Annotated in this window: 19 protein-coding genes; 5 read left to right on the top strand and 14 right to left on the bottom strand. The window is 71.6% G+C overall.

Features of this window, described 5'->3' with window-relative positions:
• Nucleotides 1-70: 70 nt before the first annotated feature.
• From AB0B14_RS01995 to AB0B14_RS01980, 4 genes are read right to left on the bottom strand one after another with little or no spacing between them, the layout of a single operon-like run.
• Nucleotides 71-1,708, bottom strand: a complete 1,638-nt coding sequence (locus AB0B14_RS01995) for an extracellular solute-binding protein (RefSeq protein ID WP_357520678.1) — start codon at nucleotides 1,706-1,708, stop codon at nucleotides 71-73.
• 53 nt (nucleotides 1,709-1,761) lie between these two features.
• The gene (locus tag AB0B14_RS01990) at nucleotides 1,762-2,625 is read right to left on the bottom strand and encodes a carbohydrate ABC transporter permease (protein ID WP_357063876.1); all 864 of its coding nucleotides are present in this window, start codon (nucleotides 2,623-2,625) and stop codon (nucleotides 1,762-1,764) included.
• A gap of 41 nt (nucleotides 2,626-2,666) precedes the next feature.
• Nucleotides 2,667-3,656, bottom strand: coding sequence for an ABC transporter permease subunit (locus AB0B14_RS01985; RefSeq protein WP_357063878.1), 990 nt, complete (start codon nucleotides 3,654-3,656; stop codon nucleotides 2,667-2,669).
• A gap of 10 nt (nucleotides 3,657-3,666) precedes the next feature.
• Nucleotides 3,667-6,042: a glycoside hydrolase family 3 N-terminal domain-containing protein gene (locus AB0B14_RS01980; RefSeq protein WP_357520675.1), complete on the bottom strand. Its 2,376-nt coding sequence runs from the start codon at nucleotides 6,040-6,042 to the stop codon at nucleotides 3,667-3,669.
• A 318-nt stretch (nucleotides 6,043-6,360) separates the two neighbouring features.
• Between AB0B14_RS01980 and AB0B14_RS01975 the strand changes: the two genes are divergently transcribed.
• The 5 genes from AB0B14_RS01975 (at nucleotide 6,361) to AB0B14_RS01955 (ending at nucleotide 11,676) form a co-directional block, all read left to right on the top strand.
• Complete coding sequence (locus AB0B14_RS01975) at nucleotides 6,361-7,416, top strand: substrate-binding domain-containing protein (protein ID WP_357063883.1); 1,056 nt, start codon at nucleotides 6,361-6,363, stop codon at nucleotides 7,414-7,416.
• Between the two features lie 21 nt (nucleotides 7,417-7,437).
• Nucleotides 7,438-8,445, top strand: coding sequence for an acetylxylan esterase (locus AB0B14_RS01970; RefSeq protein ID WP_357063885.1), 1,008 nt, complete (start codon nucleotides 7,438-7,440; stop codon nucleotides 8,443-8,445).
• A 391-nt stretch (nucleotides 8,446-8,836) separates the two neighbouring features.
• The gene (locus tag AB0B14_RS01965) at nucleotides 8,837-9,892 is read left to right on the top strand and encodes a cellulose binding domain-containing protein (protein ID WP_357520886.1); all 1,056 of its coding nucleotides are present in this window, start codon (nucleotides 8,837-8,839) and stop codon (nucleotides 9,890-9,892) included.
• A 171-nt stretch (nucleotides 9,893-10,063) separates the two neighbouring features.
• The gene (locus tag AB0B14_RS01960) at nucleotides 10,064-10,450 is read left to right on the top strand and encodes a YciI family protein (protein ID WP_357063888.1); all 387 of its coding nucleotides are present in this window, start codon (nucleotides 10,064-10,066) and stop codon (nucleotides 10,448-10,450) included.
• Complete coding sequence (locus tag AB0B14_RS01955; RefSeq protein ID WP_357520673.1) at nucleotides 10,450-11,676, top strand: sigma-70 family RNA polymerase sigma factor; 1,227 nt, start codon at nucleotides 10,450-10,452, stop codon at nucleotides 11,674-11,676. Before AB0B14_RS01960 ends, AB0B14_RS01955 begins: the two co-directional genes overlap by 1 nt.
• Nucleotides 11,677-11,761: 85 nt before the next feature.
• On the opposite strand, the gene AB0B14_RS01950 is transcribed toward AB0B14_RS01955, so the two are convergent.
• The 10 genes from AB0B14_RS01950 to AB0B14_RS01905 all read right to left on the bottom strand — a co-directional run bounded on the left by AB0B14_RS01950 (nucleotide 11,762) and on the right by AB0B14_RS01905 (nucleotide 23,872).
• Complete coding sequence (locus tag AB0B14_RS01950; protein WP_357520671.1) at nucleotides 11,762-13,189, bottom strand: endo-1,4-beta-xylanase; 1,428 nt, start codon at nucleotides 13,187-13,189, stop codon at nucleotides 11,762-11,764.
• A 356-nt stretch (nucleotides 13,190-13,545) separates the two neighbouring features.
• Nucleotides 13,546-14,007 (bottom strand): MaoC family dehydratase, encoded by a 462-nt coding sequence (locus AB0B14_RS01945; protein ID WP_357063897.1) that lies wholly within the window; start codon nucleotides 14,005-14,007, stop codon nucleotides 13,546-13,548.
• 17 nt (nucleotides 14,008-14,024) lie between these two features.
• Nucleotides 14,025-15,173 (bottom strand): acyl-CoA dehydrogenase family protein, encoded by a 1,149-nt coding sequence (locus tag AB0B14_RS01940; protein WP_357063900.1) that lies wholly within the window; start codon nucleotides 15,171-15,173, stop codon nucleotides 14,025-14,027.
• Between the two features lie 10 nt (nucleotides 15,174-15,183).
• Complete coding sequence (locus tag AB0B14_RS01935) at nucleotides 15,184-18,009, bottom strand: AAA family ATPase (RefSeq protein ID WP_357520669.1); 2,826 nt, start codon at nucleotides 18,007-18,009, stop codon at nucleotides 15,184-15,186.
• Between the two features lie 64 nt (nucleotides 18,010-18,073).
• On the bottom strand, nucleotides 18,074-18,685 hold the full coding sequence (locus AB0B14_RS01930; RefSeq protein ID WP_357063905.1) for a TetR/AcrR family transcriptional regulator: 612 nt from the start codon (nucleotides 18,683-18,685) through the stop codon (nucleotides 18,074-18,076).
• Nucleotides 18,686-18,990: 305 nt separating this feature from the next.
• On the bottom strand, nucleotides 18,991-20,277 hold the full coding sequence (locus tag AB0B14_RS01925; protein ID WP_357063907.1) for an ABC transporter substrate-binding protein: 1,287 nt from the start codon (nucleotides 20,275-20,277) through the stop codon (nucleotides 18,991-18,993).
• A gap of 84 nt (nucleotides 20,278-20,361) precedes the next feature.
• Nucleotides 20,362-21,459, bottom strand: coding sequence for a branched-chain amino acid ABC transporter permease (locus tag AB0B14_RS01920; protein ID WP_357063909.1), 1,098 nt, complete (start codon nucleotides 21,457-21,459; stop codon nucleotides 20,362-20,364).
• Nucleotides 21,456-22,334, bottom strand: a complete 879-nt coding sequence (locus AB0B14_RS01915; RefSeq protein ID WP_357063912.1) for a branched-chain amino acid ABC transporter permease — start codon at nucleotides 22,332-22,334, stop codon at nucleotides 21,456-21,458. Before AB0B14_RS01915 ends, AB0B14_RS01920 begins: the two co-directional genes overlap by 4 nt.
• Nucleotides 22,335-22,364: 30 nt before the next feature.
• Complete coding sequence (locus tag AB0B14_RS01910; RefSeq protein ID WP_357063915.1) at nucleotides 22,365-23,087, bottom strand: ABC transporter ATP-binding protein; 723 nt, start codon at nucleotides 23,085-23,087, stop codon at nucleotides 22,365-22,367.
• Nucleotides 23,084-23,872, bottom strand: coding sequence for an ATP-binding cassette domain-containing protein (locus AB0B14_RS01905; RefSeq protein WP_357063918.1), 789 nt, complete (start codon nucleotides 23,870-23,872; stop codon nucleotides 23,084-23,086). The genes AB0B14_RS01910 and AB0B14_RS01905 overlap by 4 nt, the downstream gene beginning before the upstream one ends.
• Nucleotides 23,873-23,913 lie beyond the last annotated feature (41 nt).

Here is a 23,913-nt window from a genome sequence, read left to right as displayed (position 1 = left end):
CCCGGGCTGGTGGTCGTCGGGGAGTCCGGTCGGGGGCCCCGCTGGACCGCCCGCCCGGACTCCCCGCTGATCAGCCGTTGTCCTTCTGGAACCGCTCGTACGCCTTGTTGACCACGTCGATGTACTGCTCGGAGTTCTTGGCCTTCAGCTCGGCCACGTAGGCGTCCCACTCGCTGAGGGGCCGCTGGCCGAGGGCGAACTTGAGCGTGTTCTGGGTGACGAAGTCCTTCAGCGGGGTCTCCCAGAGCGACACCTGCTCGCGTTCCTCGTCGGTGAACGGGCGCGGCGGGGGGACCTCCCGCGGCTTGCGGGCGTCCATCACCTTCTGGAACTCCAACTCCTCCGGGGAGAAGAACCCACGGACCAGGTCGGGGCCGCCGCCGTAGGCGAAGACGCCGTTCTGGAAGCCGAAGTCCTTCTGCAGGTGCTTGGTCGCCTTCGGGTTGAGCCCCAGGAAACTGACGTCAGGGACGAGCGTGCGCTTGCCGGACGCGTCCTTGGTGAAGGTGGTGCCCTCGACGCCCCAGCGGGCGAACTCCAAACCTGCGTCCGAATACCACAACCAGTCGATGAACTGCATCATGGCCACGAAGTTCTTGCTCTCTCGGGCCTTCGAGGAGATCATGATGCCGTTCTCCAGCCGGGGGAACGGGTTGACCTCGCCGGCCGGGCCGATCGGCAGCGGGATCTTGGCCATCTTCGCGTTCGGCAGGGTCTTGGCCAGGTCGGGCCGGTGGTTGTTGACAAGCGTCTGCGCGTTGCCGGTGACCACGAAGGACTTGCCGTTGGCGAGCTTCTGGCGGGCCTGGTCGTCGGTCTGGGTGAAGCTCTCCGGGTCGAGCAGGCCCTCGGCGACGAGTTTGTGCAGGAACGTGACCATCTGCTTGTACTGCTCGGACGAGCCGGTGTAGGTGAACTTCTTCTCCGCCGGGTTCCAGGTGGCGTGCTGGAAGTCCCAGCCCGCGTAGGTGCCGTGGGCCGAGCCGAGGAGGTTCAGCAGGGCGCCGGTCGGGTTGGGCTTGCTGAAGAGGTCGGAGTACGGGTAGACGTTCGGGTACTTCGCCTTCATGGCCTTGAGCACGGTGTACAGGTCGTCCCAGGTCTTCGGGACGGCGAGGTTGAGCTCCTGCATGATGTCGGTGCGCACCAGCACCGTGTAGTCCTGCGTGGGCTTCTCGTGCAGGCCGGGCAGCAGGTAGAACTTACCGTCGGCCTGCCGCAGGTTGTCGATCTCCGGCTTGAGGTTCCACTTGGCGATCTTGTCCTTGAGGTTGGGCATCAGATCCAGGTAGTCGCTCACCGGGAGGATCGCCCCGGAGGCCACGAACGCGTCCTCCTGCGGGTGGTACGTCTTGGGGATGATCAGCGGGGCGTCCCCGGCGCCGATCAACAGGCTGCGCTTCTGCTCGTAGTCGCTCAGCGGCACGGCCACCGGCTCGATCTTGACGTTGGTCCGCTTGGTCAGCTCCGACCAGAACGCCCAGTCCTCCTTGAGCGGATAGAAGGTGTGGTTGTTGTAGAGGGTGGAGAAGGAGAGCGCCTCGGTGGCCTTGAACTGGTCGCCGACGCCGTAGGTGGCCATCGCCCCGACCTTGTTCTCCGAGAGGTCCGTCGACTCGCCGGGGTCCTCGGAACAGGCGGTGCTGAGAGTGAGCGCGAGCAGACCCGCGGTGGCTATCGCCACCCGGCGCCACGTCTTGTGGAGCATGGCTCGTCCTTTCGGTGGTGGGGATTCGAAGGTGGGACGGTGCAGCGCCGGCGTCACCCCTTGACCGCGCCGAGCATCACGCCGCGGACGAAGTACCGCTGGACGAAGGGGTAGACCGCCAGGATCGGCAGGGTGGTGAGCACGATCGTCACGGCCTCGAGGGTGGCCGCGGCCTGGACCTTGTCGGCGTCGGCGGCGGCGGACTCGGCGCTGGTGGCGCCCGCGATGAGGTTGCGCAGATAGACCGTGACCGGCAGCAGGTCCTGCCGGTCGATGTAGAGGAACGCGGTGAACCACGAGTTCCAGAAGGACACCGCGTAGAAGAGCACCATCGTCGCGATGATCGCCTTCGAGAGCGGCAGCACGATCCGCAGCAGGATGCCGTACGTGTTCAGCCCGTCGACGGCGGCGGCCTCCTCGAGCTCGCTCGGCAGGCTCTCGAAGAACGCCTTCATGACCAGCAGGTTGAACACGCTGATGGCGTTGGGGACCACCACGGCCCAGATGGTGTTCTTCATCCCCAGGCTGGTGACCAGCACGTAGTTGGGGATCAGGCCGCCGGAGAAGAACATGGTGAACAGCGCGATGCCGACCAGGACACCGCGCCCCTTGAGCTGCGGTTTCGACAGCACGTACGCGTAACAGGTGGTCAGCACGATCGAGATGAGCGTGGCGACCACCGTGTACACCACCGTGTTGCGGTAGTTCGTCCAGAACAACCCGTCGGACATCAACAGCTTGTACGCGGTCAGGTCGAACCCGCGCGGGACGATGCTCACCTTCCCCGTGATGATGTACGCCTCTTCGCTGAGCGAGCGGGCCACGATGTTGAGGAACGGGAACAGCGTCACGACCACGACGCCGATCAGGACGACCGTGTTGACGATCCGGAAGATCCGGTAGCCCCGGCTGTCCACCGGACCCCGCGTCTTCGGGGCGTCGCTTTTCGTACCGAGGATCACCACAGGCTGGTCCCCACCGTGCGCCGCGAGATGAGGTTCGCCGTCAGGACCAGGATCAACCCGATCACCGCCTCGAAGAGGCCGATGGCGGCGGCGTAGCTGAAGTTGCTGGACTGGAAGCCCATCCGGAACAGATAGGTGGAGACCACGTCCGCGGTCGGGTACGTCAGCGGGTTGTAGAGCAGCAGGATCTTCTCGAACCCGACCGCCAGGAAGTTGCCGATGTTGAGGATCAGCAGCGTCATCATCGTCGGCCGGATCCCCGGCAACGTCACGTGCCAGGTCTGCCGCCACCGGCTGGCGCCGTCGATCCGGGCCGCCTCGTACAGGTCCTCGTCGACAGTGGTGAGCGCGGCGAGGTAGAGGATCGTCCCCCAGCCGACGGTCTGCCAGACCTCGGACGAGACGTAGATGGTGCGGAACCACTCCGATTTCTGCAGGAATGCCACCGGCTCCCCGCCGAACAGGCCGACGAGCTGGTTGGCCGCGCCACCGACCGAGGTCAGTTGCATGACCATCGCCGCCACGATCACGATCGACAGGAAGTGCGGCAGGTAGGACACCGACTGGACGAACCGCTTGAACCGGCGGGCGCGCACCTCGTTGAGCATCAGCGCCAGCACGATCGGCAGCGGGAAGCAGAACAGCAGGGTCAGCGTCCCGAGCACGAGCGTGTTGGTGAAGACCTCCCAGAACGTCGGGTCGGTGAGGAACATCCGGAAGTACCGCAGGCCGACCCAGTACTCACCGAAGATGTTGCCGCCGGGCTTGAAGCGGCGGAACGCGATGATGTTGCCGAGCATCGGCAGATAGCGGAAGACCAGGAAGAACAGCAGCGGCAGGACGGCCAACGAGTAAAGCTGCCAGTCCCGGCGCAGGGCCTGCCGCCAGCTCCGCCGCCGGCGCGGTGCTCTCGGGGCGGGGCCGGAGGCCTCCGTCGGAGACTGGGGCGGTGCCGGCGGCGGTGGCCGTAGGGTCGATGTCATCCTCGGTCTCCTAGGCGGGATGCGGGACGGCCACGAGGGGCTCCACCCGCACCGACGTGAGCAGGTCCCGCTGGTGGCCGACCTGGCGCTCGACGCCGGTCAGCCGCAGTGGCAGGGTCGCCACCGCGTCGCCGCTCGACCGGCCGAACCGCAGCTCCACCTCGCCGGGCTCGACGACCCGCCGGCCGGACAGCCCGCTGAACGAGGCCAGGTCGGCCGGTACGCCGAACGTCACGTGCGCCGCCTCGCCGGGCTCCAGCGGCAGTCGGGTGTAGCCGACCAGCCGGACCACCGGGCGGGTGGTCTGCGCGACCGGGTCGTGCAGGTAGAGCTGCACCACCTCGGTGCCGGCCCGGTCACCGGTGTTGGTGATGGTGATCCGCACCCGCACCTCGCCGTCGACCGGCCACGCCGCCGGCTCGTCCCGCGTCTCGCCCGCCGGGTCGACCACGGCGGCGTCGGACCACTCGAAGGTGGTGTAGCTCAGCCCGTGACCGAACGGGTACGCCGGGGTCGGGTCGACCGAGGAGACCTTGGTGCGGCGCCCGAGCGGCGGCGACAGGTAGGTGCCCGGCAACCCGCCGGCATGTCGGGGAACGCTGACCGGCAACCGCCCGGACGGGTTCACGGCACCGGTGAGCACCTCGGCGAGCGCCTGCCCGCCGAGCTGCCCGAGGAAGAACGCCTGCACCACTGCCGCCGCGCTGTCGAACTCCGGGCCGAGCGCGTAGGGGCGGCCGGTCATCAGCACCAGGACGACCGGGGTGCCGGTGGCGAGGACGGCCCGGACGAGATCGGCCTGCACACCGGGCAGCCGCAGGTCGACGGCGTCGCAGCCCTCACCGGAGGTGCCCCGGCCGAACATGCCCGCGCGGTCACCGACGGCGAGCACGCACAGGTCGGCGGCGGCCGCCGCGGCGACCGCGGCCGGGATGCCGGAGGTGTCCTCGCCGGTGATGGTGCAGCCCGGCTCGTGGGTGAGCAGCGGGACGCGTCGGGCCAGCTCGTCGCGCAGCGAGGGGATCTCCAGGCCGAGCCCGTGCTCGCTGTGGTGGATGCCCACGTGGTTGGGGAACGAGTAGCAGCCGAGCATGGCCATCGGGTCGTCGGCGACCGGGCCGACCAGGGCGACCCGGCTGCCGGCGGGCAGCGGGAGGACGCCGCCGTTGCGCAGCAGGACGACGGACTCCCGGGCCAGGCGCACGGCCACGTCCTGGCTGACCTCGTCGTCGAACCGCAGGGCCGCCACGTCGTCGGGCAGCTCCTGCCAGTCCGCGTCGAGCAGGCCGATCTCGATCTTCTGGATCAGCACCCGCCGCAGTGCCCGGTCGATCAGCGCCTCGTCGACGTCGCCGCGGCGGACGGCCTCGACCAGCGGGGTGCCGAAGGTGTCCACGGTGGGCAGCTCGACGTCGATCCCGGCGCGCAGGGCGAGCCGGGCCGCGTCGGCGGCGTCGCCGGCGACACCGTGCAGGGTCTGCAGGAATCGGACGGCGAAGTAGTCGGCGACCACGATGCCGGTGAAGCCCCACTCGTCGCGCAGCAGGCCGGTCAGCAGTGCCTCGTCGGCGGCGACGGGCAGGCCGTCGATCTCGGCGTAGGAGTTCATCACCGACCGGGCGCCGCCGAGGCGCAGGGCCATCTCGAACGGCGGCAGGATCACGTCGGTCAGCTCCCGACGACCCATCGGCACCGGCGCGTGGTTGCGCCCGCCCCGGGAGGCGGAGTAGCCGGCGAAGTGCTTGAGGGTGGCGACGACACCGGCGCCCTCCAGCCCCCGCACGTACGCGGCGCCGGTGGTCCCCACCAGGTAGGGGTCCTCACCGATCGTCTCCTCGGTGCGGCCCCAGCGGTAGTCGCGGGTGACGTCGAGCACCGGCGCGAGCCCCTGGTGCACACCCGCGGCGCGCATGGAGCGCCCGATCCGGTCGGCCATCACCTCGACCAGCTCCGGATCGAAGGACGCGCCCCAGCTCAGCGGGGTCGGGTAGACGGTGGCCCGCCAGGCCGCGAACCCGGTGAGGCACTCCTCGTGCACCTGCGCCGGAATGCCGAACCGGCTGGCGGCGACGATCTGCGCCTGGGAGGCGGCGAGCGACCGGGCACCGAGCACCGGGTCGACGGGCGCGGTGCCGAACGGTCGGGTGAGCTGGCCCAACCCGTACTGGATGACGGTGCTCCACGGCGGGAGTTCACTGATCATGTCGGACTGGTGTGGGGCGACACCCTCGCCGGAGGCGTCCGCGCCGACCCAGACTCCGATGAGTTGCGCGATCTTCTCTTCGAGTGTCATCAACGGCAGGAGCGCCTCGGCCCGTTCGGTCGGCGACAGCTGGGGATCGCGCCACGGCGCGCCGTCGTTGTCCACGGGCAACTGACTTCTCATGCCATGACCCCTTAGCTCCGGCCACATCCCCGTGCCCTGGTGGAACCAGTTCGGTGGCGGACGTTTACCCGATCCGAAACTTTCCGGAAGCCTGCGCGACCTTTTCGGCAACCTAAGTGCCCCATCGATGGGTGTCAAGAGTCCCAACTGGACTCCGGCGGTCGCTCGACGCACACGGTGACTCCACCATCGGCACTCTGTCGCGAACCGGGGGCAGAATGGTCCGCGAAACGGACGGGTCGACTGCCGCAACGGCTGGCGCGATCGGCCAATCGTGTTAGGGTCTCCCGAAATTTTCGGATGTCGTATGGGGCCGCGATGACAGAGCACCGCCCGCTCGACCCACCCGCCTCCACCACCATCGCGACAATCGCCCACGATGTCGGCGTCTCGGTCGCCACGGTCTCCAAGGTCCTCAACGGACGTGGCGATGTCGCCCCGGGCACCAGAGCACGGGTGGAGGCGAGCCTCGATCGCCACCAGTACCAGCGCCGTGTCCGGCGACCCTCGACCAGCGGGGGGCGGATCCATCTCGTGTTCCACGAGTTCGACACCGGGTGGGCCATGGAGATCCTGCGCGGCGTGGAGGCGGTGACCACCGCGGCCGGCGTCGGGATGTCGGTCGCCCAGCTCGACGGCGCGCACCGCCCCCCGGCCCGATGGCTGGACACGATTCTCGCCGACCGCCCGTTGGGCGTGGTGTTCGTCCTCTCCCACCTGGCCGAGGCCCAACAACAACACCTGCGGCGTCAGGGCATTCCGTTCGTCGTCGTCGACACCGACAGCGCGACCTCGGCCTCCGTACCCACCGTCGGTTCGAACAACTGGAACGGTGGACTGCTCGCCGCCCGGCACCTCCTCGAGTTGGGGCACCGACGGATCGCCATCATCTCCGGGCCGCCCGACGTGCTCTGCAGTCGTGCCCGCGCCGCCGGCTTCCAGTCGGCCCACGACGAGGCCGGGCTCACCGTCGACCGCGAGCTGATCCGCTACGGCAGCTTCTCCGCGGGCGCCGGGCACGCCCACGGGCTGGAACTGCTCCGCCGGCCGGTTCGCCCCACGGCGATCTTCGCCGGTTCCGACATCCAGGCCATGGGGGTGCTCCGGGCCGCCCGCCAGTGCGGCCTGCGGGTGCCCGAGGACCTGTCGGTGATCGGGTACGACAACCTCCCGGTCTCCACCTGGACCGACCCGGCCCTCACCACGATCAACCAGCCGTTGCGGGACATGGCGGGCATCGCCACCCAGATGTTGCTCGACCTGACCAGGGGCAACGAGCCGGCGACCAGCCGGATCGACCTGGTGACCGAGTTGGTCGTCCGGGAGAGCACCGCACCCCCCGCCAGCACCGCACCCCCCGCCAGCCCGCACTGACCCGAGCCCCTGCGAGGACCCGTGCCCCACTCCGCCGCCCTGCTCGACGACCTCCAGCGGTACGCGCCCGAGATCGTGGAACCCGACGACTTCGACGAGTTCTGGCGCGACACCCTCACCGAGGCGGCCAGCCGACCGGTGCTCGTCGACGTCCGTCCCGAGCCGACCGACCTGCGCCTGCTCGACTCCTGGGACGTCACGTTCGCGGGCTTCGGCGGCGACCCGGTCCGGGCCTGGTACACCCGCCCCGCCGGGGTGGCGGGGCCACTGCCCGCCGTCGTCGAGTACGCCGGCTACGGCCGTGGTCGCGGCCTGCCCCACGAGCGGCTGACCTGGCCCACGGCCGGGTACGCCCACCTGCTGATGGACAACCGGGGCCAGGCGGGCCAGTACGGCGCCGGGGACACCCCCGACCCGCACGGCGCACCCGGCGGGCCCTGGCCGGTTACCTGGGGGATCCTCGACCCCCGCGACTACCACTACCGGCGTCTGATCACCGACGCGGTCCGGGCGGTCGAGGCCGTCCGCGCCCTGCCGGGGGTCGACGGCGCCCGGGTCGCCGTGGTCGGCAACAGCCAGGGCGGCGGCGTGGCCCTGGCGGTGGCCGGCCTGGTCGGCGACCTTCGCGCGGTGTTGAGCACCGCCCCGTTCCTGTGCGACATGCGGCGGGCCGTCCAGTTCAGCGAACCCGCGCCGTACGGCGAGATCGCCCGGTACCTGGCCGTGCACCGGGAGGCGGAGGACGCGGTCTGGCGCACCCTGTCCTACGTCGACGGCGTCAGCTTCGCCCGGCGGGCGACCGCGCCGGCACACTTCGGGATCGGGCTGCGGGACACCGTGTGCCCACCGAGCACCGGCTTCGCCGCCTACAACCAGTACGGGGCGGCGGCCCGGCTCCCGGTGCCGCCCGCGCGCGAGATGCACGTCTACCCGTTCAACGGTCACGAGGGCGGCGAGGCCGTGCACGTCCGGCGTCAGCTGCGCTGGCTCGACTCGACGCTGCACCCGGCTGTCCCCTCCCGCGGGTAGGCGCGCCGTCCGGGGCAGGATGCATAGCCGGACGCCGATCTATTGCCGATGTTAGCGATAACACGTTAGGGTGCGTCAGGCGAGGTGCAGGGCACACTTCCGCCACGGATCATCGGTCTGTCGGCTCCGACCCTCGATGACCCGTGCCAGCCGCAGCGCCACGACCACCAGTGTCGACGTCCGGGTTCCTGGTCGTTGCGCGCAGCCCGCCTACCGCGTCCTGGCGGCGGCCGTCTCCTGGTGGTCGCCGTTGTCGCGCGCCCTCACCACCAGAGGAAGTCCCATGAGCAGTGCACCGCTCGGCCACCCCGTCCCTCCGACACCCACCGCGACGACGCCGAGGCCCCGGCGAGCCCGCCGGTGGTGGGCGGCGCTGGCCGCTGCCGCGGCCATGGCCGCGGCCGTACCCATCGCGACCACGCCGGCGAGCGCCGAGTCCAACGGCGGCGTACGCGTGATGCCCCTCGGTGACTCGATCACCGACGGGTTCAACGTCGCGGGCGGCTACCGGATCGAGCTCTGGCAGCGGTTCATCGCCGGCGGCTATCGGATCGACTTCGTCGGCTCCCAGTTCAACGGCCCGGCCAGCCTCGGCGACCACGACCACCAGGGCCACTCCGGATGGACCATCGCCCAGATCGACGCCAACGTGGTCAACTGGTTGCGGGCCACGAATCCCCGGACCGTGCTGCTGCACATCGGCACCAACGACATGTACGGCGACACCTCCGGCGCACCGGGCCGACTGGCCACCCTTGTCGACCGGATCACCAACACCGTCCCGAACGCGGACGTGTTCGTCGCGACGATCATCCCGAAGTCGGGCGCGGACAACCAGGTCCGGGGATACAACGCGGCGATCCCCGGGATCGTGCAGACCAGGGCCGCCGCCGGCAAACGCGTCCACCTGGTCGACATGTACCGCGCCCTGACCCTCAGCGACCTGGCCGACGGGGTGCATCCCAACGCCACCGGCTATCGGAAGATGGCCGTGGCCTGGTACGACGCCCTGCGGACGGTGCCCGGCAGCATCGGCGGCGACCCGCCACCGACCACTCCCCCACCGACCACGCCGCCGCCCACCACGCCCCCGCCCACCACGCCGCCTCCGACCACACCGCCGCCGACCGGCGGGTGCCGCGTCACGTACACGGTCAACGCCTGGGGCAACGGGCTCACCGCGGCGGTCTCGGTGGCCAACACGGGCAGCACGCCGGTCAACGGTTGGGCACTGGCGTTCACGCTGCCGGGCGGGCAGACCATCACCGGCGGCTGGAACGCCGACTACTCCCCGTCGAGCGGGGCGGTGACCGCCCGTAACGTCTCCTACAACTCGACGATCGCGCCGAGCACCTCGGTCGACATCGGCTTCCAGGCCACCCACACCGGGAACGCCGGCCGACCGTCCGCGTTCACCCTCAACGGCACCGCCTGCGCCCTCGCCTGACGGTTCTGGCGCGGTGCCGGGCCGCACGGGCCCGGCACCGCGCCCCTCGTCCAGAGCACAGGCCCGCGTCACGGCGGAGGATTATTGACCGGCCGTGTCGATCCGCGCGCCGCTCGTTCGACATGGGGGTGTGCGGGCCCGGAGGCGGCCCCGCCGGACGAGGAGAACACGATGTCGAAGTACATGCTGATCATGCGGGGCACCGACGAGACGAACGCGGCCATGATGGCCACCATCGACGAGGCGATGGCCGCGACCGGCCGGTTCATCGAGGAGATGATGGGGGCCGGTGTGCTCGTCGCGGCCGAAGGGCTGGACGACCCGGGCCGGGGCGTCGTGGTCGACTTCAGCGGCGAGGCCCCGGTGGTCACCGACGGGCCGTACGGCGAGACCCGGGAACTGTTCGGTGGCTACTTCCTGCTCGATGTCGCCACGAAACAGGAGGCCGTCGAGTGGGCCACCCGATTCCCGGCGGTCCGCGGGTCCAAGATCGAGGTCCGGCGGGTGGCCGAGGCCGACGAGGTTCCGCCGGGCAGCGAGAGCAACGGCCAGATCTGATGGGTACGGCCGACGTCGAGGCCGTCTGGCGGGTCGAGTCGGCCCGGATCGTCGCCGCGCTGACCCGGTTCACCGGCGATTTCGAGCTGGCCGAGGACGCGGCCCAGGAGGCGGTGGCCGAGGCGCTGGTGTCGTGGCCGCGTGCTTCTCCGGCCAACCCGGCCGGCTGGCTGATGGCCACCGCCCGGCGGCGGGCGATCGACGCGATTCGCCGCCGGGTCGCCCTGCACGACCGGTACGCCCTGCTGGCGGCCGACCCGGCGGTCCACTCGGTGCTCGACAGGGACGTCGATCTCGACCGGATCGACGACGACGTCCTGGCGCTGATGTTCGTCAGCTGCCACCCGGTGCTCTCCCCGCAGGGCCGGGTGGCGCTGACCCTGCGCGTGGTCGGCGGCCTGTCCAGCGAGGAGGTCGCCCGCGCGTTCCTGGTCCCGGTGCCGACCGTGCAGGCCCGCATCACCCGGGCCAAGAAGACGATCGCGGCGGCCGGGGTGCCGTTCGAGCTGCCGCCGGCCGGCGAGCGCCGGGATCGTCTGGCCGGTGTGCTCAGCGTCCTCTATGTGATCTTCGCCGAAGGGTCGACGGCCACCTCGGGCGACCGACTGTTGCGCCCCGACGTGGCGTACGAGGCGGTCCGGCTGACCCGCACGCTCGCCGCGTTGCAGCCGGACGAACCGGAGGTGCACGGCCTTCTCGCGTTGTGTGAGCTGACGGCCGCACGCTTCCCGGCCCGGACCGGCCCGGACGGTGCGCCGGTCCTGCTCGCGGATCAGGACCGCCGGTTGTGGGACTCCTCGGCGATCCGCCGTGGGCTGACCGCGCTGTCCAGGGCATCGGCTCGCGGCCTCGGCCCGTACGGCCTACAGGCCGCGATCGCCGCCACCCACGCGTCGGCCCCGTCGGTCACGGAGACCGACTGGGACCGGATCGTGGTGCTCTACGAGGCACTCGGCCGGGCCACGCCCTCACCGGTGGTCGAGCTCAACCGGGCCGTCGCCGTGGCCATGGCCTCGGGTCCAGCGCGGGCGCTGGCCATCGTGGACGAGCTGATCGCCGCGAACCGGCTCCCCGGCTCGCATCTGGTCCCGACCGTACGCGGTGAGCTACTGACCCGCCTCGGCCGGCGAACGGAGGCGCGCACCGAACTGGAGCTGGCCGCCCGGCTCTGCGCCAACCAGCGCGAACGCGCGGTGCTCCTGGGCAAGGCGGCGGCACTGAGCTGACGTCGCCAGCCGTGGGCCCGACCTGGTCAGGGAGGAGGGGGCGGCGACGGGATCCCGTCGCCGCCCCGTCAGCGTGCGGTGGTGCTCAGGAGGCGGTGCAGGAGAGCACCTGTGGGCGTGTCCAGTTGCCGTTGGCCATGGTGGTGAAGCCGAAGACGTTGCCGCTGCCGTTCGACCGCATCGTCATGACGTTTCCGCTGCTGTCCCAGCTGGGGCTGCCGTTCCAGGTGGCGGACACCTTCTGTGGCGGGGTGACGGCCACCACGACGCTCCAGTTGCTCGCCCCGCTGACTGTCACCTGACTGTTGAACCGGTCGCCCCACCGGGTGCTGTCCTGCAGGGTCGCGGTGCAGTCGCCGCCTGGCGGAGGCGTGGTCGGCGGCGCCGTGGTCGGCGGCGCCGAGGTGGGCGGCGTGGAGGTGGGCGGGACGGAGGTCGGCGGGACGCTTGTCGGCGGCGCCGTCGTCGGGACCGGGGTGCCGTTGTTCAGCGCGGCGAGCACGGCGTCGTACGCGGCCTTCTTGGAACCGTTGCTGTTGAACAGCAGCGGCGTCTGCGAGGCCAGCCACGAGTCGCTGTCGCGGATGCCCCAGACCGTGATGCCGTTGCAGCGGGGCACGGCCATGCAGTCCTCCACCACGCTGCGGTAGGTGTTCGCCGGAGCGCCCTGGATGTCCAGCTCGGTGATCTGCACGTCCACGCCCAGCGCCGCGAAGCTGGACAACGTGGTGCGGTAGTTGCTCACGTACGGCGAGTTGTTGTTGAAGTGCGACTGGAAACCGACGCAGTCGATCGGCACGCCACGGGCCTTGAAGTCCCGCACCATGTTGTAGACACCCTGGGTCTTCGCGTGCGTCCAGTTGTCGGTGTTGTAGTCGTTGTAGCAGAGCTTCGCGGTCGGATCGGCGGCGTCGGCCGCCCGGAACGCCGCCTCGATCCAGTCATTGCCGGTGCGCTGCAGGTTCGAGTCGCGGCGACCCCCGGAGCTGCCGTCGGCGAACGCCTCGTTCACCACGTCCCACGCCACGACCTGACCCCGGAAGTGCGTGGCCACCTGCGTCACGTGGTTGAGCATCGCCTGCCGCAACGCACTGCCACTCATGCTCTCCATCCAGCCCGGCTGCTGCGAGTGCCAGGCAAGGGTGTGGCCCCGCACGCTCATGCCGCGGCTGCGCGCGTGGTTGACGATCTGCTCCGCCGCCCCGTAGCTGAACCGGCCCTGCTGCGGCTCGGTGGCGTTCATCTTCATCTCGTTCTCGGCCGTGACCATGTTGAACTCACGGTTCAGGATCGTGGTGTACGCGTTGTCGCTCAACCGGCTCGCGGCCACCGCGGTGCCAAAGTAGCGACCCTTCTCGGCGGCGGACGCGCCCAGGGTGGTTCCGGCGCTCGCCGTGCTCGGCAGGAACGCGGCACCTGTCGCGGCGAGCAGAGCCGCGGCGGCGAGGACGATCGCCGTACGCGCTCGTGGGCCCGCCGGTGGGCGGGTGTCCCCGTGGCACCTCTCGGTCATGTCTCTTCCTTCCGGTGGACCCGGACGGGGTGTCTGACGCGGCACCCCGGTGGGTGGTGGGGGTATCGGGTCGAGACCACGCACGAAAGGGGTGCCCGGGAAGAGGCACATGCCCTCGATCATCGACTCCGATGGATGTGGAGTATGTCAGCGCCGCTGATCGACGAGCAACAATTTCCGGAAGTTTTACGAGACCCCAGGGGTGCCGTTCAGCAGCCGAAGACGCAGCCGTCCAGGTGGGCGGCCATTCGGCAGGTGCACGGTGTCGGGAGCCAACGAGCGCGGCGGAGCCGCGGGGCTGGAAGGACCGCAAATTCCGGAACTTCTCCGCAAGGCGGAGCCGGGCTGGACCGCCGTCAACTCGTCGCGAGGTAGAGCCGGCTGACGGTCTCGGCCACACAGACGGGCTTGCCGCCGCCGTCGCTCTGCACGGTGACCGTCGCGACCACCTGCACGCCGCCGGTCACCGGGGACACCTCGGCGATGGTGGCCGTGGCCCGGACCGCGGCGCCGACCGACACCGGGGCGGGGAAGCGCACCCGGTTCAGCCCGTAGTTGACCCCCATCGCCACGCCCTGCACCCGGTAGAGCCGGCCGGCCAGCGCCGGCAGCAGCGACAACGTCAGGTACCCGTGCGCGATGGTCCCGCCGTACGGCCCCGACGCGGCCCGGACCGGATCGACGTGGATCCACTGGTGGTCGTCGGTGGCGTCGGCGAAGAGGTCGACGCGGCTCTGCTCGATCCGTTCCCACGGACCGGGCCCGAGGGTCTCGCCGACGGCGGCGGTCAACTCGTCGAACGAGGTGAAGACTCGCACGGCAGGTCTCCTTGACACTAGAAGGCGTTGACGCCGGTGAGCGCGCGTCCGATGAGGAGTTGCTGGATCTGGCTGGTGCCCTCGTAGAGGGTGGCGACCCGCGCGTCCCGCAGGTACTTACCGACCGGATACTCGTCGATGTAGCCGTACCCGCCGAAGACCTGGACCGCGTTGTTGGCCGCGCGGACGGCGGCCTCGCTGGCGAAGAGCTTGGCCATCGACGCCTCGGTGGCGTACGGCTGGTCCCGGTCGATCAGGTCGGCCACCTGCCACACCAGCAGCCGGGCGGCGGCGGTGTCCACGGCGATGGCGGCGAGCAGTTGCTGGACGAGTTGGTGCCCCGCGATGGGTTTGCCGAACTGGGTCCGCTGCCCGGCGTAACCGACCGCCGCGTCCAGGCAGCCCTGGGCGATGCCGACACACCCGGCGGCCACCGACATCCGGCCCTTGGCGAGGGTGGCCAGGGCCAGCCGGAACCCGCCGCCCTCGGCGCCGAGGCGGGCCGCGTCGGGCACGCGTACCTCGTCGAGGCGCAACTCGCCGGTGGCCTGGCCGCGCAGGCCCAGCTTGCCGTGGATCTCCCGGCGGGCCAGCCCCGGGCTGTCGGTGGGCACCAGGAACGCGGTGACGCCCCGGTGTCCCGGACCGCCGGTGCGGGCGAAGACCAGCGCGACATCGGCGGTGGTGCCGTTGGTGATGAACGTCTTCGTGCCGGTGAGCAGCCAGTCGGTGCCGTCGCGGACCGCGCGGGTCCGCAGCGCGGCCGCGTCCGAGCCGCTGTCCGGCTCGGTCAGCGCGAAACAGCCGAGAGCGGTGCCGGCGCAGAGCCGGGGCAGCCACTCGGCCCGCTGCTCGGCCGTGCCGTGGGCGGCGATCGACTTCGCGACCAGGCCGAGGGAGACCGAGACGATGCCGCGCACCGCCGAGTCGCCCCGGCCGAGCTCCTCCAGGACCAGGCAGTACGCCAGGTGGTCGCCGCCGGAGCCGCCGTCGGCCTCGGCGATGGTCAGCCCCAGGAAGCCCAGGTCGCCGAGCAGGCCGACGATGGCCGGGTCGACCGACTCGCGTCGGTCCCAGGCGGCGGCGTGCGGCACCAGCTCGCGGTCGGCGAACTCGGCGGCCAGCTGGCGGACCGCGGCCTGCTCGGCGGAGAGGGTGAGGTCCATGACCATCAAACTAGCGGTGATAGTTTAAGTCGTCCAGACCGGCCCCCGGGTCACCTGTCGGAGCCAGCCCGGCGTGCCGCTCGCTCGCGAAGGCGCGGACCAGCTCGGTCCGCGAGCGGATGCCGAGACGGTGGAACACGTTGCGCAGGTGGTGGTCGACAGTACGGATCGAGAGGAACATCCGGACGGCGATCTCCCGGTTGGTGGCGCCCTCCGCGACCAGCTCCGCGATCCGCAGTTGCTGGCCGGTCAGCAACCGTGCCGCCGGCAGGTCCGGCGGACCGACCGACTCCCCCGCTGCCCGCAGCTCGGTGGTGGCCCGCTCGGCCCAGCACGCCACCCCGAGCAGGCTGAACATCTCCCGGGCCTGGTGCAGGTGCGTACGCGCGTCGCGCGGGCGTCGGCTGCGCCGCAGCTCCTGACCGAAGAGCAGCTCGGTACGGGCCAGCTCGAACGTGCCGGCCTCCATCGGGTGCAGCCGCAGCGCCGCCTGGAAGTTCCGTTCCGCCTCGGCACTGCCCCGAGGTGCGAGAAGCGCGTGACACCGGGCGGACAGGGCCCGGCGCAACGGGCTCGCCGTGCTGCTGGCCCACCTGTCGAACACGGCGAGCGCGGCCTCGGCCGCCGGTCGGTGTGCCAGGTGCGCCGCCGCCTCCACCAGGTAGGGCGTCGCCATCACCTGCACGAGAACCTGGCCTCGGCCCGTCCCGAGCCGAGCCAACGACGCCAGCCGGTCCGCGGCCTCGGCGTGCCGACCCTCGATGAGGTCGAGCACCGCCAGCGCCCACCCGGCGAGCGCGTGCGGACGGCTGCCCGGCGTCGGCGACTCGCCGATCTCCCGGATCTGCCGCAGGCTGGTGTCGCGATCGGCCCGGATCGCGGCGAGCACGGCGAGCAGGCCCAGATGGACGTTCGCGTAGTTGACCTGACCCGTGGCACGGGCGACCCGTAACCCGTCGCGGGAGGTCTCCGCCGCCGCCTCGTGCCGGCCCTGCCAGTACTCGGCGATCGCCCGCAACTCCAGTGCCCGGGGCAGCATGGACACCTCGCCCCGGTCCCGGGCCAGCGCGACGGCACGCTCGGCGAGCCGGTGCGCCGCGCCGTCCACGGCCACCACGAGGCCGGCCGCCGCGGCGCAGGTGAGCGCGGTGGGGGTCACCGCCGACCCGCTCAGCCGGCCCCCCAGCACGACGGCGCGGCGCAGCGTGGGACCGGCGCGCTCATGGTCGCCGCGCAGGGTCGCCGCCACCCCGGCGACCAGACTGCCCATCAGCTCCATCGCCGGCGGGTCGGTCGGCCGCCGCACGGCCAGCGCCCGCCGGCCGACCTCGGCGTACCGGTACTGGTCGCCGGCGAAGCAGACGGCCTCGCCGGCTCGGACCAACCCGGACAACGCCAGGGCCCGATCACTGTCGGCCACCGCTTCGGCAGCGTTCAGCAGCCTCGCCGATGCGTCCGACGCCGCACCGCAGCGCAGCTCCACCTCACCGCGCAGCAGGTCGGCGCGGCCCCGCACGACCGGGTCCGTGGACACGGTGCGCAGGCGGTCGAGCAGCAGCCGGACCACCTCGGGTTGCCCGCCGACCCAGGCGTAGTCGGCGGCGCTCAGCAGCCGGGCGGCCGTCTGGGCCGGATGATCGCTGAGTTCGGCAGCCCGGCGCAGCGCCGCCGAGGCCACGGGCCAGCCGCCGGCTCCACCCGAGGCCGCCTCCTCCAACTCCGCGGCCAGGGCCGGATCGGCACCCGCCGTGGCGGCGGCGAGGTGCATCGCCCGGCGCAGCCGCTGCCCGTCCGCGACAAGCACCCCGGCGAGAAGACGGTGTGCGGCCCGGCGCTCGGCGAGTGGCGCGCTGGCCGCGATCAGCGTGCGCACCAGCGGCTGGGGGAAGGTGACGCCCTGCGGCTCGACGCGGACCAGGCCGGCGACCTCCGCCGGGGCGAGCGCCTCGACCTCGGTGCCGGCGGCTGCGGCGGCGCGGATGAGCGTGCCCGGCGTACCGTCGGCGTCGAGCGCGGCGAGCAGCAGCATCCGCCGGGTGTCCGGCGACAACCGGTCCAGGCGGGCCCGGTACGCGCGGCCCAACGCGCCGTCCGCCGGTGGCTCGGCGGGCAGTGCCTCCTCGCCGCGCCACTGGGCGGGGCTGAGCACCTCGGCGAGGTCCACCAGGGCCTGCGGATTGCCGCCTCCGACCGTCGCCAGCGCGGTCACGACCGACGCGGCGGGCCGCTCGGGTAGCCGGTCGGTGAGGACGGCGACGCTGGCGCCCTGGTCGAGCGGCCGGAGGCGGTGTGCCGGGATCCCGTCGACAGTGACCGCGACGTCCGCGGTGAGCAGGACGACGACCGGTAGGTTGCGCAGCCGGCGCGCCACGACGGCCAGCACCTGCGCGGTCAGGGGGTCACCGCGGTCGACGTCGTCCATGGTGACGAGCAGCGGGCGGTCCCGTGCCACGTCGGCGAGCAGGCCGAGCACGGCCATCGACAGGGCGAGCCGACGGTGGGCCGGGCTACCGTTTCCGCCCAGCGCCCGCCGCAGCAGGTCGCGCTGTTGCGTGGGCAGGGCCGCGGCGTGGTGCGACACCGGGTCGAGCAGTCGTTGCAGACCCGCGTACGGCAGCGCGGCCTCCTCGGCCAGGCCGCTCGCGGCGAGCACGGTGCAGCCCGTGGCGTGGCGGTGGGCGTGGGTCAGCAGCGCGGTGCGGCCCGAGCCCGATTCGCCGTGCAGCAGCAGGGCACCCCCACCGTTGGTCACGCCGTCGAGCAGGCACCGGACGGCGCGGCATTCGTCGTCCCGGCCACGCAGCACGGTTAGTTGCACTCTCGATGCAGCAACCATGCATGAAGTGTCACCTATTGGTAACCGAATGGAAAGAGTTGGCGATATCGGGCCGAGCCGGGAATCAGTCGACCGCGACCTCGACCAGCAGGGCGCCCACCGTCCGGGTCATCACGGCACGGGCCTGGTCCACGCCCAGCCCGAGGCCGTAGCGCAGCATCGACCAGGCCTGCCACGTGCTCGCCGCCACCAGGGCGTGCAGCAGCTGCTCCCGCCCCGACCCGGCCGCGGCCAGCTCGACGGCGAAGAGCTCCTCGACCTCGTCGCGGACCCGCTCGATGTGCTTGAGACGGTTGCGGTGCAGCTGCTCGGAGACCGGCTCGCGCATCTGGGCGGCCCGCGCCGACGCCGCGATGAGCTGGAGCAACCGGGCCCGCTGCCGGCAGTACGCGTCGACCCGCTTGGCCAGCGGCAGCCCGGGTGAGATACGCCGATGGGCGGCGTCCTGCTGCCGGAGCACCTCCGCGCCGCTGGCCTCGAAGAGCGTCTCCATGTCCTTGAAGTTGGTCCAGAGCGTTCGCAGCGAGATGCCGGCCCGCTCGGCGATGCGTTCTCCGGTCGGGCGCAGGTCACCCTCGTTGATGAGCGCGAGGTGCGCCTCGACGATGGCCGCGCGGGTGCGCTCGGCCCGGGCCGTGCGTCCGTCGACCCGGCCCACGACGTCGACCCCGTCCATCCGCCCCCGCCCCTTCGCTCCCGTGGCGTCCCCCGACGCACCGCCGAGTCTAGACAGAGGGTGATCAGCGGCCCCGGACCGACCACCGGCGCGGTCATCCATAATCTGCACTCACGATGCAGATAGTAGGAGCACGAATCGGCCTCGGTCAACGTCGTACAGGGGTCCGGCCGGGCGTGGTCACACGTGACCACGCCCGGCCGGACGCCACCAGCCCAGGTTCGCGCCGATCTTGCACTTTCTGTCGCCGTTCTGCCCCGTAGAGCAAGTGCAAGATCGCGGAGGGGAGGAAGGGTTGGGGACGCTCAGGAGGCGGTTGGTAGTCCGTTTGCCGGGGGCGCGGGCGGGGTGGCGGTGTACTCGTTGACCGGGCCGTCCGCCTCGTCGGTCTCGTACGCCGGCCCGAAGTAGGTCTGCACTCCCCCGGTCACCCGGTTCAGCCGCTGCCCGCCGTACCCGGAGTGGTCCTTGGCGGAGAAGCGCAGCGGCACCAGCCCGGGGCCCTGGAAGCCGCCCTTCTGCACCGCCTCCAGCACCTTCTCCCGGGTGAGGCCCTTGCCGGCGGCGAGCAACGTCTGCACGAAGAGGTAGCCGACCGACATGCCGTAGACGGTGTTGCCGTCGAACGGCGCGTCCCCGTTGTGCTCCTTGTTGACCTTCGTGAAGAGCTGGATCCACGGGTTCGCGGTGTCGTGCTGCATCGGCAGGTAGTTGGTGCCGACCATGCCCTCCAGCAACGGGGCGGCCTTGTCGAGCTGCTTGGCCAGCGTCGGGTGGTCGGCGCCGACGTTGGAGACCAGCCACTGCGGCTTGAAGCCCAGCCGCGCGGCGGTGCCGACGGACAGCGCGGTGAAGCCGGGCACGGTGGCGAGCACGACGACCTGGCAACCGGCCGCCTTGAACGCGCCGATCTGCGGCGCCACGTTGGTGTTGCTGGTGACGTAGGTCTGCTTGACCGCCACCGCCCCGGCACCGAGCACCTTCTCCACACCGGCCAGGCTGTCCCGGCCGAAGTCGTCGTCCTGACCGAGGAAGCAGACCTTCTGGCCGGCCAGGTTCGTCTTGGCGTAGTTGGCCAGGATCTTGCCCTCGACCGTGTAGTCCGGGTTGAACCCGAACGTGCCCGGATACTTGTCCGGCTGGTCCCAGCTGCGGCTGCCGGAGGCGACGAACAGGTCTGGCACCCGGTTGCTCTTCAGGAAGTCGAGCACCCCGCTGTGCGTCGGCGTGCCCAGACCGTTGAGGACGGCGAAGACCTTGTCCTGCAGGACGAGCTGGCGGACCACCTGCTGGGTGTTCGCCGGGTTGTAGCCGTCGTCCATGATCTTGTAGGTGATCTTCCGACCGTGCACACCGCCGTTGGCGTTGACGTAGTCGAAGTACGCCTTCGTCGCCGGGGCGATCTTCGAGTAGCCGGCCGCGGCCGGCCCGGTAAGCGGCATGTGGGTGCCGACGACGATCTCGGTGTCGGTGACGCCCGGCACCGACGCGCCGCCGGAACCGGAGCCGTCGTCACCGCTGCAGCCAGCGGCGGCGGCCAACAGGGCGATGGTGCTGGCGATCGCGAGACCACGTTGTGCCAAACGGTGCATGGAGAACACCGACCTTTCTCGGTCCGGTTCGGGGGAACGGTGTGGGTGGTGGTACTCCCGGCCGAGGGCCGGGCGCGCAGCAGCTCAGGAACGCCGGGCCCGCAGGCGCCGACCAAGACGGGACAACAGCCCCTGGATGCCACCGGGTGCGGCGATCATGACGACGATCAGGGTGAGGCCGAAGATCGCCAGCGGCAGGTTTCCCTCCAGCCGCTGCGCCACCGCGGGCGAGAGCGTGAGCAACTCGGTCGCGGAGTGGGTGAGGTCGGGCAGGGCGACCAGCAGGACGGCCCCCCACAGCGCCCCGGTGAGCCGGCCGAGACCGCCGATCACCACGGCCATCAGCAGGAACAGCGACAGGGTCAGCGAGAACGCCCCGGGTGAGACGCTCTGCGCGAGCACCGCCAGCAACGCCCCGCCGAGCCCGGCGGTGGCGGCACTGACCACGAACGCGAGAACCTGGGTGCGGGCCACGTGGATGCCGGCCAGACGGGCCGCCACCTCGTCGTCGCGGACCGCCCGGAAGGTGCGCCCGTACCGGCTGCGGATCAGGTTCGCCAGCAGCAGCATCGCGAGCAGGGTGGCCGCGCCGGTGAGCCAGAGCTGCCACCGCTCGTAGGGGAAGTACGGGCCGAGCGACAGCGGCGGCGGCTCCACCGGCACCGACAGCCCCTGCTCGCCGTTGAACACGCCGTCGAAGGTGACAGCCAGCGCCGGCACGACGACGGCCACGGCCAGGGTCACCCCGGCCAGGTAGGGGCCGCGCAACCGGGCCGCCGCCACACCGACCACCGCGCCGACCGCGACCGTGCCGACGATCGCCGCGCCCAACGAGAGCGGCAGCAGCCAGCCACCGGTCATCCCCCGGTCGGCGAACGCGTTCTGGCACAACGCCACGGTGTACGCCCCGGTGGCCATCAACGCGCCGTGCCCGAGGGACAGTTGACCGTTGAGCCCGGTGAGGACGGTCAGCCCGGCGGTCGCGCAGAGGTAGGCGGCCACGGTGGCGAGCTGGAAGTTGCGGAACGGCTCGACGGCGTAGCTGACCGCCACCAGCAGCAGCCCGGCGGCGAGCACCACCGCGAGGTGGCGCAGCAGGGTCGAACCGCGTCGCCGGTCGACGGGTCGGCCCGCGTCGACGAGCTGCTGTTTCGGCGGCAGGGCCGCCCTCGTGGCGCTCACACCCGCCTCGCCGCGACCGGGGCGAACAGCCCACCGGGCCGGACCAGCAGCACCGCCAGCAGCAGGACCAGCACCGCGAGCGGCGTGAGGTCACTGCCGGCGTAACCGCTCACGTAGGAGAGCAGCAGACCCACCACCAGGCCACCGACCACCGCCCCCGGTGGACTGTCCAACCCGCCCACCACCGCCGCGGTGAACGCCGACACGAACACCAGGTCCATCGCGTGCGGGTGCAGGCCCAACTCGGTCGGCAGGACCAGCATGGCGGCCAGCGCGCCCACCCCGGACGCGAGCGCCCACCCGAGGGTCAACATGCCACCGACGTTGACCCCGAGCAGCCGGGACACCTCGGGAGCGAAGGCCGCCGCGCGCATCCGCAACCCCACCGGGGTACGCGCGAACATCCAGGCCAGGCCGCTGACCACCACCCCGATCGTGGCGAAGACGAACAGGTCGTACGGCGACAGCACGGCCACCCCGCCCACGGTGAGCGCGGACCTGTCGAACGGCGCCTCGGCCGGGCGGAACTCGTTGCCGTACAGCATGCCCAGCACGGCCTGGATCAGCAGCACCAGACCGAGCGCGACGATCACCGGGTTGAGCGGCGAGGCGTGGTCGACGTGGCGCATCACGACCCGGTCCACAAGCGCGCCGAGCAGCAGGCCGGCGACGATCGCGACCACGAAGCCCAGCCAGTAGGAGCCGGTCGCGGTCGAGACGGTGTAGGCGACGTACGCGGCGGCGACGGCCATCGCCCCCTGGGCGAAGTTGACGACCCGCGCCGCCCGCCAGATGAGCACCAGGGCCAGCGCGAACGCGGCGTACACCGCGCCCCGGGACAGGCCGTCGACGGTGAGGAAGACGAAGCGGTCCAACAGTCCTCCCTCCGGGGGACGAGGTGGTGGTCAGAAACCGAGGTACGCGTGGCGCAGGTCGACGTCGTCGCGCAGCTCCGCCGCGGGCGCGGCGATCACCACCCGACCGAGGGACATCACGACGCCCTGGTCGGCGACGGCGAGTGCGCTGCGCACGTTCTGCTCGACCAGCAGGACGGTCAGGCCGGTGCGGTCGCGTAGCTGACGGAGCAGGGCCATGGTCCGGGCGACCACCCGCGGCGCCAGGCCCAGCGACGGCTCGTCGAGCAACAGCAGTCGTGGTCGGCCGACCAGCGCCCGGCCGAGTGCGAGCATCTGCCGCTCACCGCCGGAGAGCTGGTGGCCGAGGTGCCGCCGGCGACGGGCCAGCGGCTCGAAGAGCTGGTAGACCTCGTCGAGGGCCCGACCGGCGTCGGCCCGGTCGCGCCGCCACAACCCGCCGAGCCGCAGGTTCTCGTCGACGGTCAACTCGCTGATCACGCCCCGCCCCTCCGGCACGTGCGCCATGCCACGCCGGACGAGCTGCTCCACCGGCGTACCCCGCAGGTCCTCCCCGGCGAGGAGCACCTGGCCGGCGGCCGGGCGGATCATCCCGGAGAGCGCGCGCAGCAGGGTGGTCTTGCCGGCGCCGTTGGCGCCGACGACCGCGGCGATCGTGCCGGCCGGGACGGTGAGGTCGATGGCCCGCAACACGGGCGCGGCACCGTAACCGGCGACCAACCCCCGCACGACGAGCAGATCGGTGCCGCTCATGGGGACACCTCTTCCTCGACGGCGGCTCCGAGGTAGGCGTCGGTGACCGCCGGGTCGTCGCGGATCTCGTCCGGGGTGCCGGCGGCGATCACCCGGCCGAAGTCGAGCACCACCAACTCGTCGCAGACCGCCATCACCAGGTCCATGTGGTGCTCGACGAGCAGCACCGCGCAGGGGTTGTCGTCGCGCCGGGGCAGGTGCCGGATCAGCTCGGCCAGTTCGGCGATGTCGTCGGCGCCGAGACCACCGGCGGGCTCGTCGAGCAGCAGCAGCCGGGGCCGGGCGGCGAGCGCGCGGGCCAGGGCGACCCGCTGGCGTACGGCGAAGGGCAGCGTGGTGGGTGCGGCCTCGGCGTGGTCGGCGATCCCCAGGTCGTCGAGGAGGTCCAGGGCGTCACGGCGCAGCCGGCGCTCGTCGCGGTCGCTGGCCGGCAGCCCGAGCAGGGCCGGGAAGAAACCTGCACGGGCGGTGTGGGTGGCGCCGGTCAGCACGTTCTCCAGCACGGTCAGACCGGCGAAGAGCCCGGTGCCCTGCAGGGTCCGGGCGATGCCCAGCCGGGTCAGCTGGTGCGGCCGGGGCCGCAGCGGTCGGCCGTCGAGGGTGAGCGAACCCGTCTCCGGAGCGACGAACCCGCAGATCACGTTGAACAGCGTGGTCTTGCCGGCGCCGTTGGGCCCGATCACGCCCACCACCCGGTTGGGCGGCACCCGCAGTGAGACGTCGTCGAGGGCGGTGAGGCCGCCGAAACGGACGCCGATGTGGTGCAGTTCGAGGCCGCGCTCCATCACCCATCCCTCTGTCGTGGCGGGTGTTTATTTACACTCGC

It is taken from the genome of Micromonospora sp. NPDC049171, assembly GCF_040648275.1.
GTDB lineage: Bacteria > Actinomycetota > Actinomycetes > Mycobacteriales > Micromonosporaceae > Micromonospora.
This window is presented reverse-complemented; position numbering and strand designations above follow the sequence as displayed.

What these genes read in the sequence shown, in the direction of transcription:
- AB0B14_RS01995 (WP_357520678.1), bottom strand. Translation starts at nt 1,708, where the DNA reads ATGCTCCACAAGACGTGGCGCCGGGTGGCGATAGCCACCGCGGGTCTG.
- AB0B14_RS01985 (WP_357063878.1), bottom strand. Translation starts at nt 3,656, where the DNA reads ATGACATCGACCCTACGGCCACCGCCGCCGGCACCGCCCCAGTCTCCG.
- AB0B14_RS01980 (WP_357520675.1), bottom strand. Translation starts at nt 6,042, where the DNA reads ATGAGAAGTCAGTTGCCCGTGGACAACGACGGCGCGCCGTGGCGCGAT.
- AB0B14_RS01975 (WP_357063883.1), top strand. Translation starts at nt 6,361, where the DNA reads ATGACAGAGCACCGCCCGCTCGACCCACCCGCCTCCACCACCATCGCG.
- AB0B14_RS01965 (WP_357520886.1), top strand. Translation starts at nt 8,837, where the DNA reads ATGGCCGCGGCCGTACCCATCGCGACCACGCCGGCGAGCGCCGAGTCC.
- AB0B14_RS01960 (WP_357063888.1), top strand. Translation starts at nt 10,064, where the DNA reads ATGTCGAAGTACATGCTGATCATGCGGGGCACCGACGAGACGAACGCG.
- AB0B14_RS01955 (WP_357520673.1), top strand. Translation starts at nt 10,450, where the DNA reads ATGGGTACGGCCGACGTCGAGGCCGTCTGGCGGGTCGAGTCGGCCCGG.
- AB0B14_RS01950 (WP_357520671.1), bottom strand. Translation starts at nt 13,189, where the DNA reads ATGACCGAGAGGTGCCACGGGGACACCCGCCCACCGGCGGGCCCACGA.
- AB0B14_RS01940 (WP_357063900.1), bottom strand. Translation starts at nt 15,173, where the DNA reads ATGGACCTCACCCTCTCCGCCGAGCAGGCCGCGGTCCGCCAGCTGGCC.
- AB0B14_RS01935 (WP_357520669.1), bottom strand. Translation starts at nt 18,009, where the DNA reads ATGGTTGCTGCATCGAGAGTGCAACTAACCGTGCTGCGTGGCCGGGAC.
- AB0B14_RS01930 (WP_357063905.1), bottom strand. Translation starts at nt 18,685, where the DNA reads ATGGACGGGGTCGACGTCGTGGGCCGGGTCGACGGACGCACGGCCCGG.
- AB0B14_RS01925 (WP_357063907.1), bottom strand. Translation starts at nt 20,277, where the DNA reads ATGCACCGTTTGGCACAACGTGGTCTCGCGATCGCCAGCACCATCGCC.
- AB0B14_RS01910 (WP_357063915.1), bottom strand. Translation starts at nt 23,087, where the DNA reads ATGAGCGGCACCGATCTGCTCGTCGTGCGGGGGTTGGTCGCCGGTTAC.
- AB0B14_RS01905 (WP_357063918.1), bottom strand. Translation starts at nt 23,872, where the DNA reads ATGGAGCGCGGCCTCGAACTGCACCACATCGGCGTCCGTTTCGGCGGC.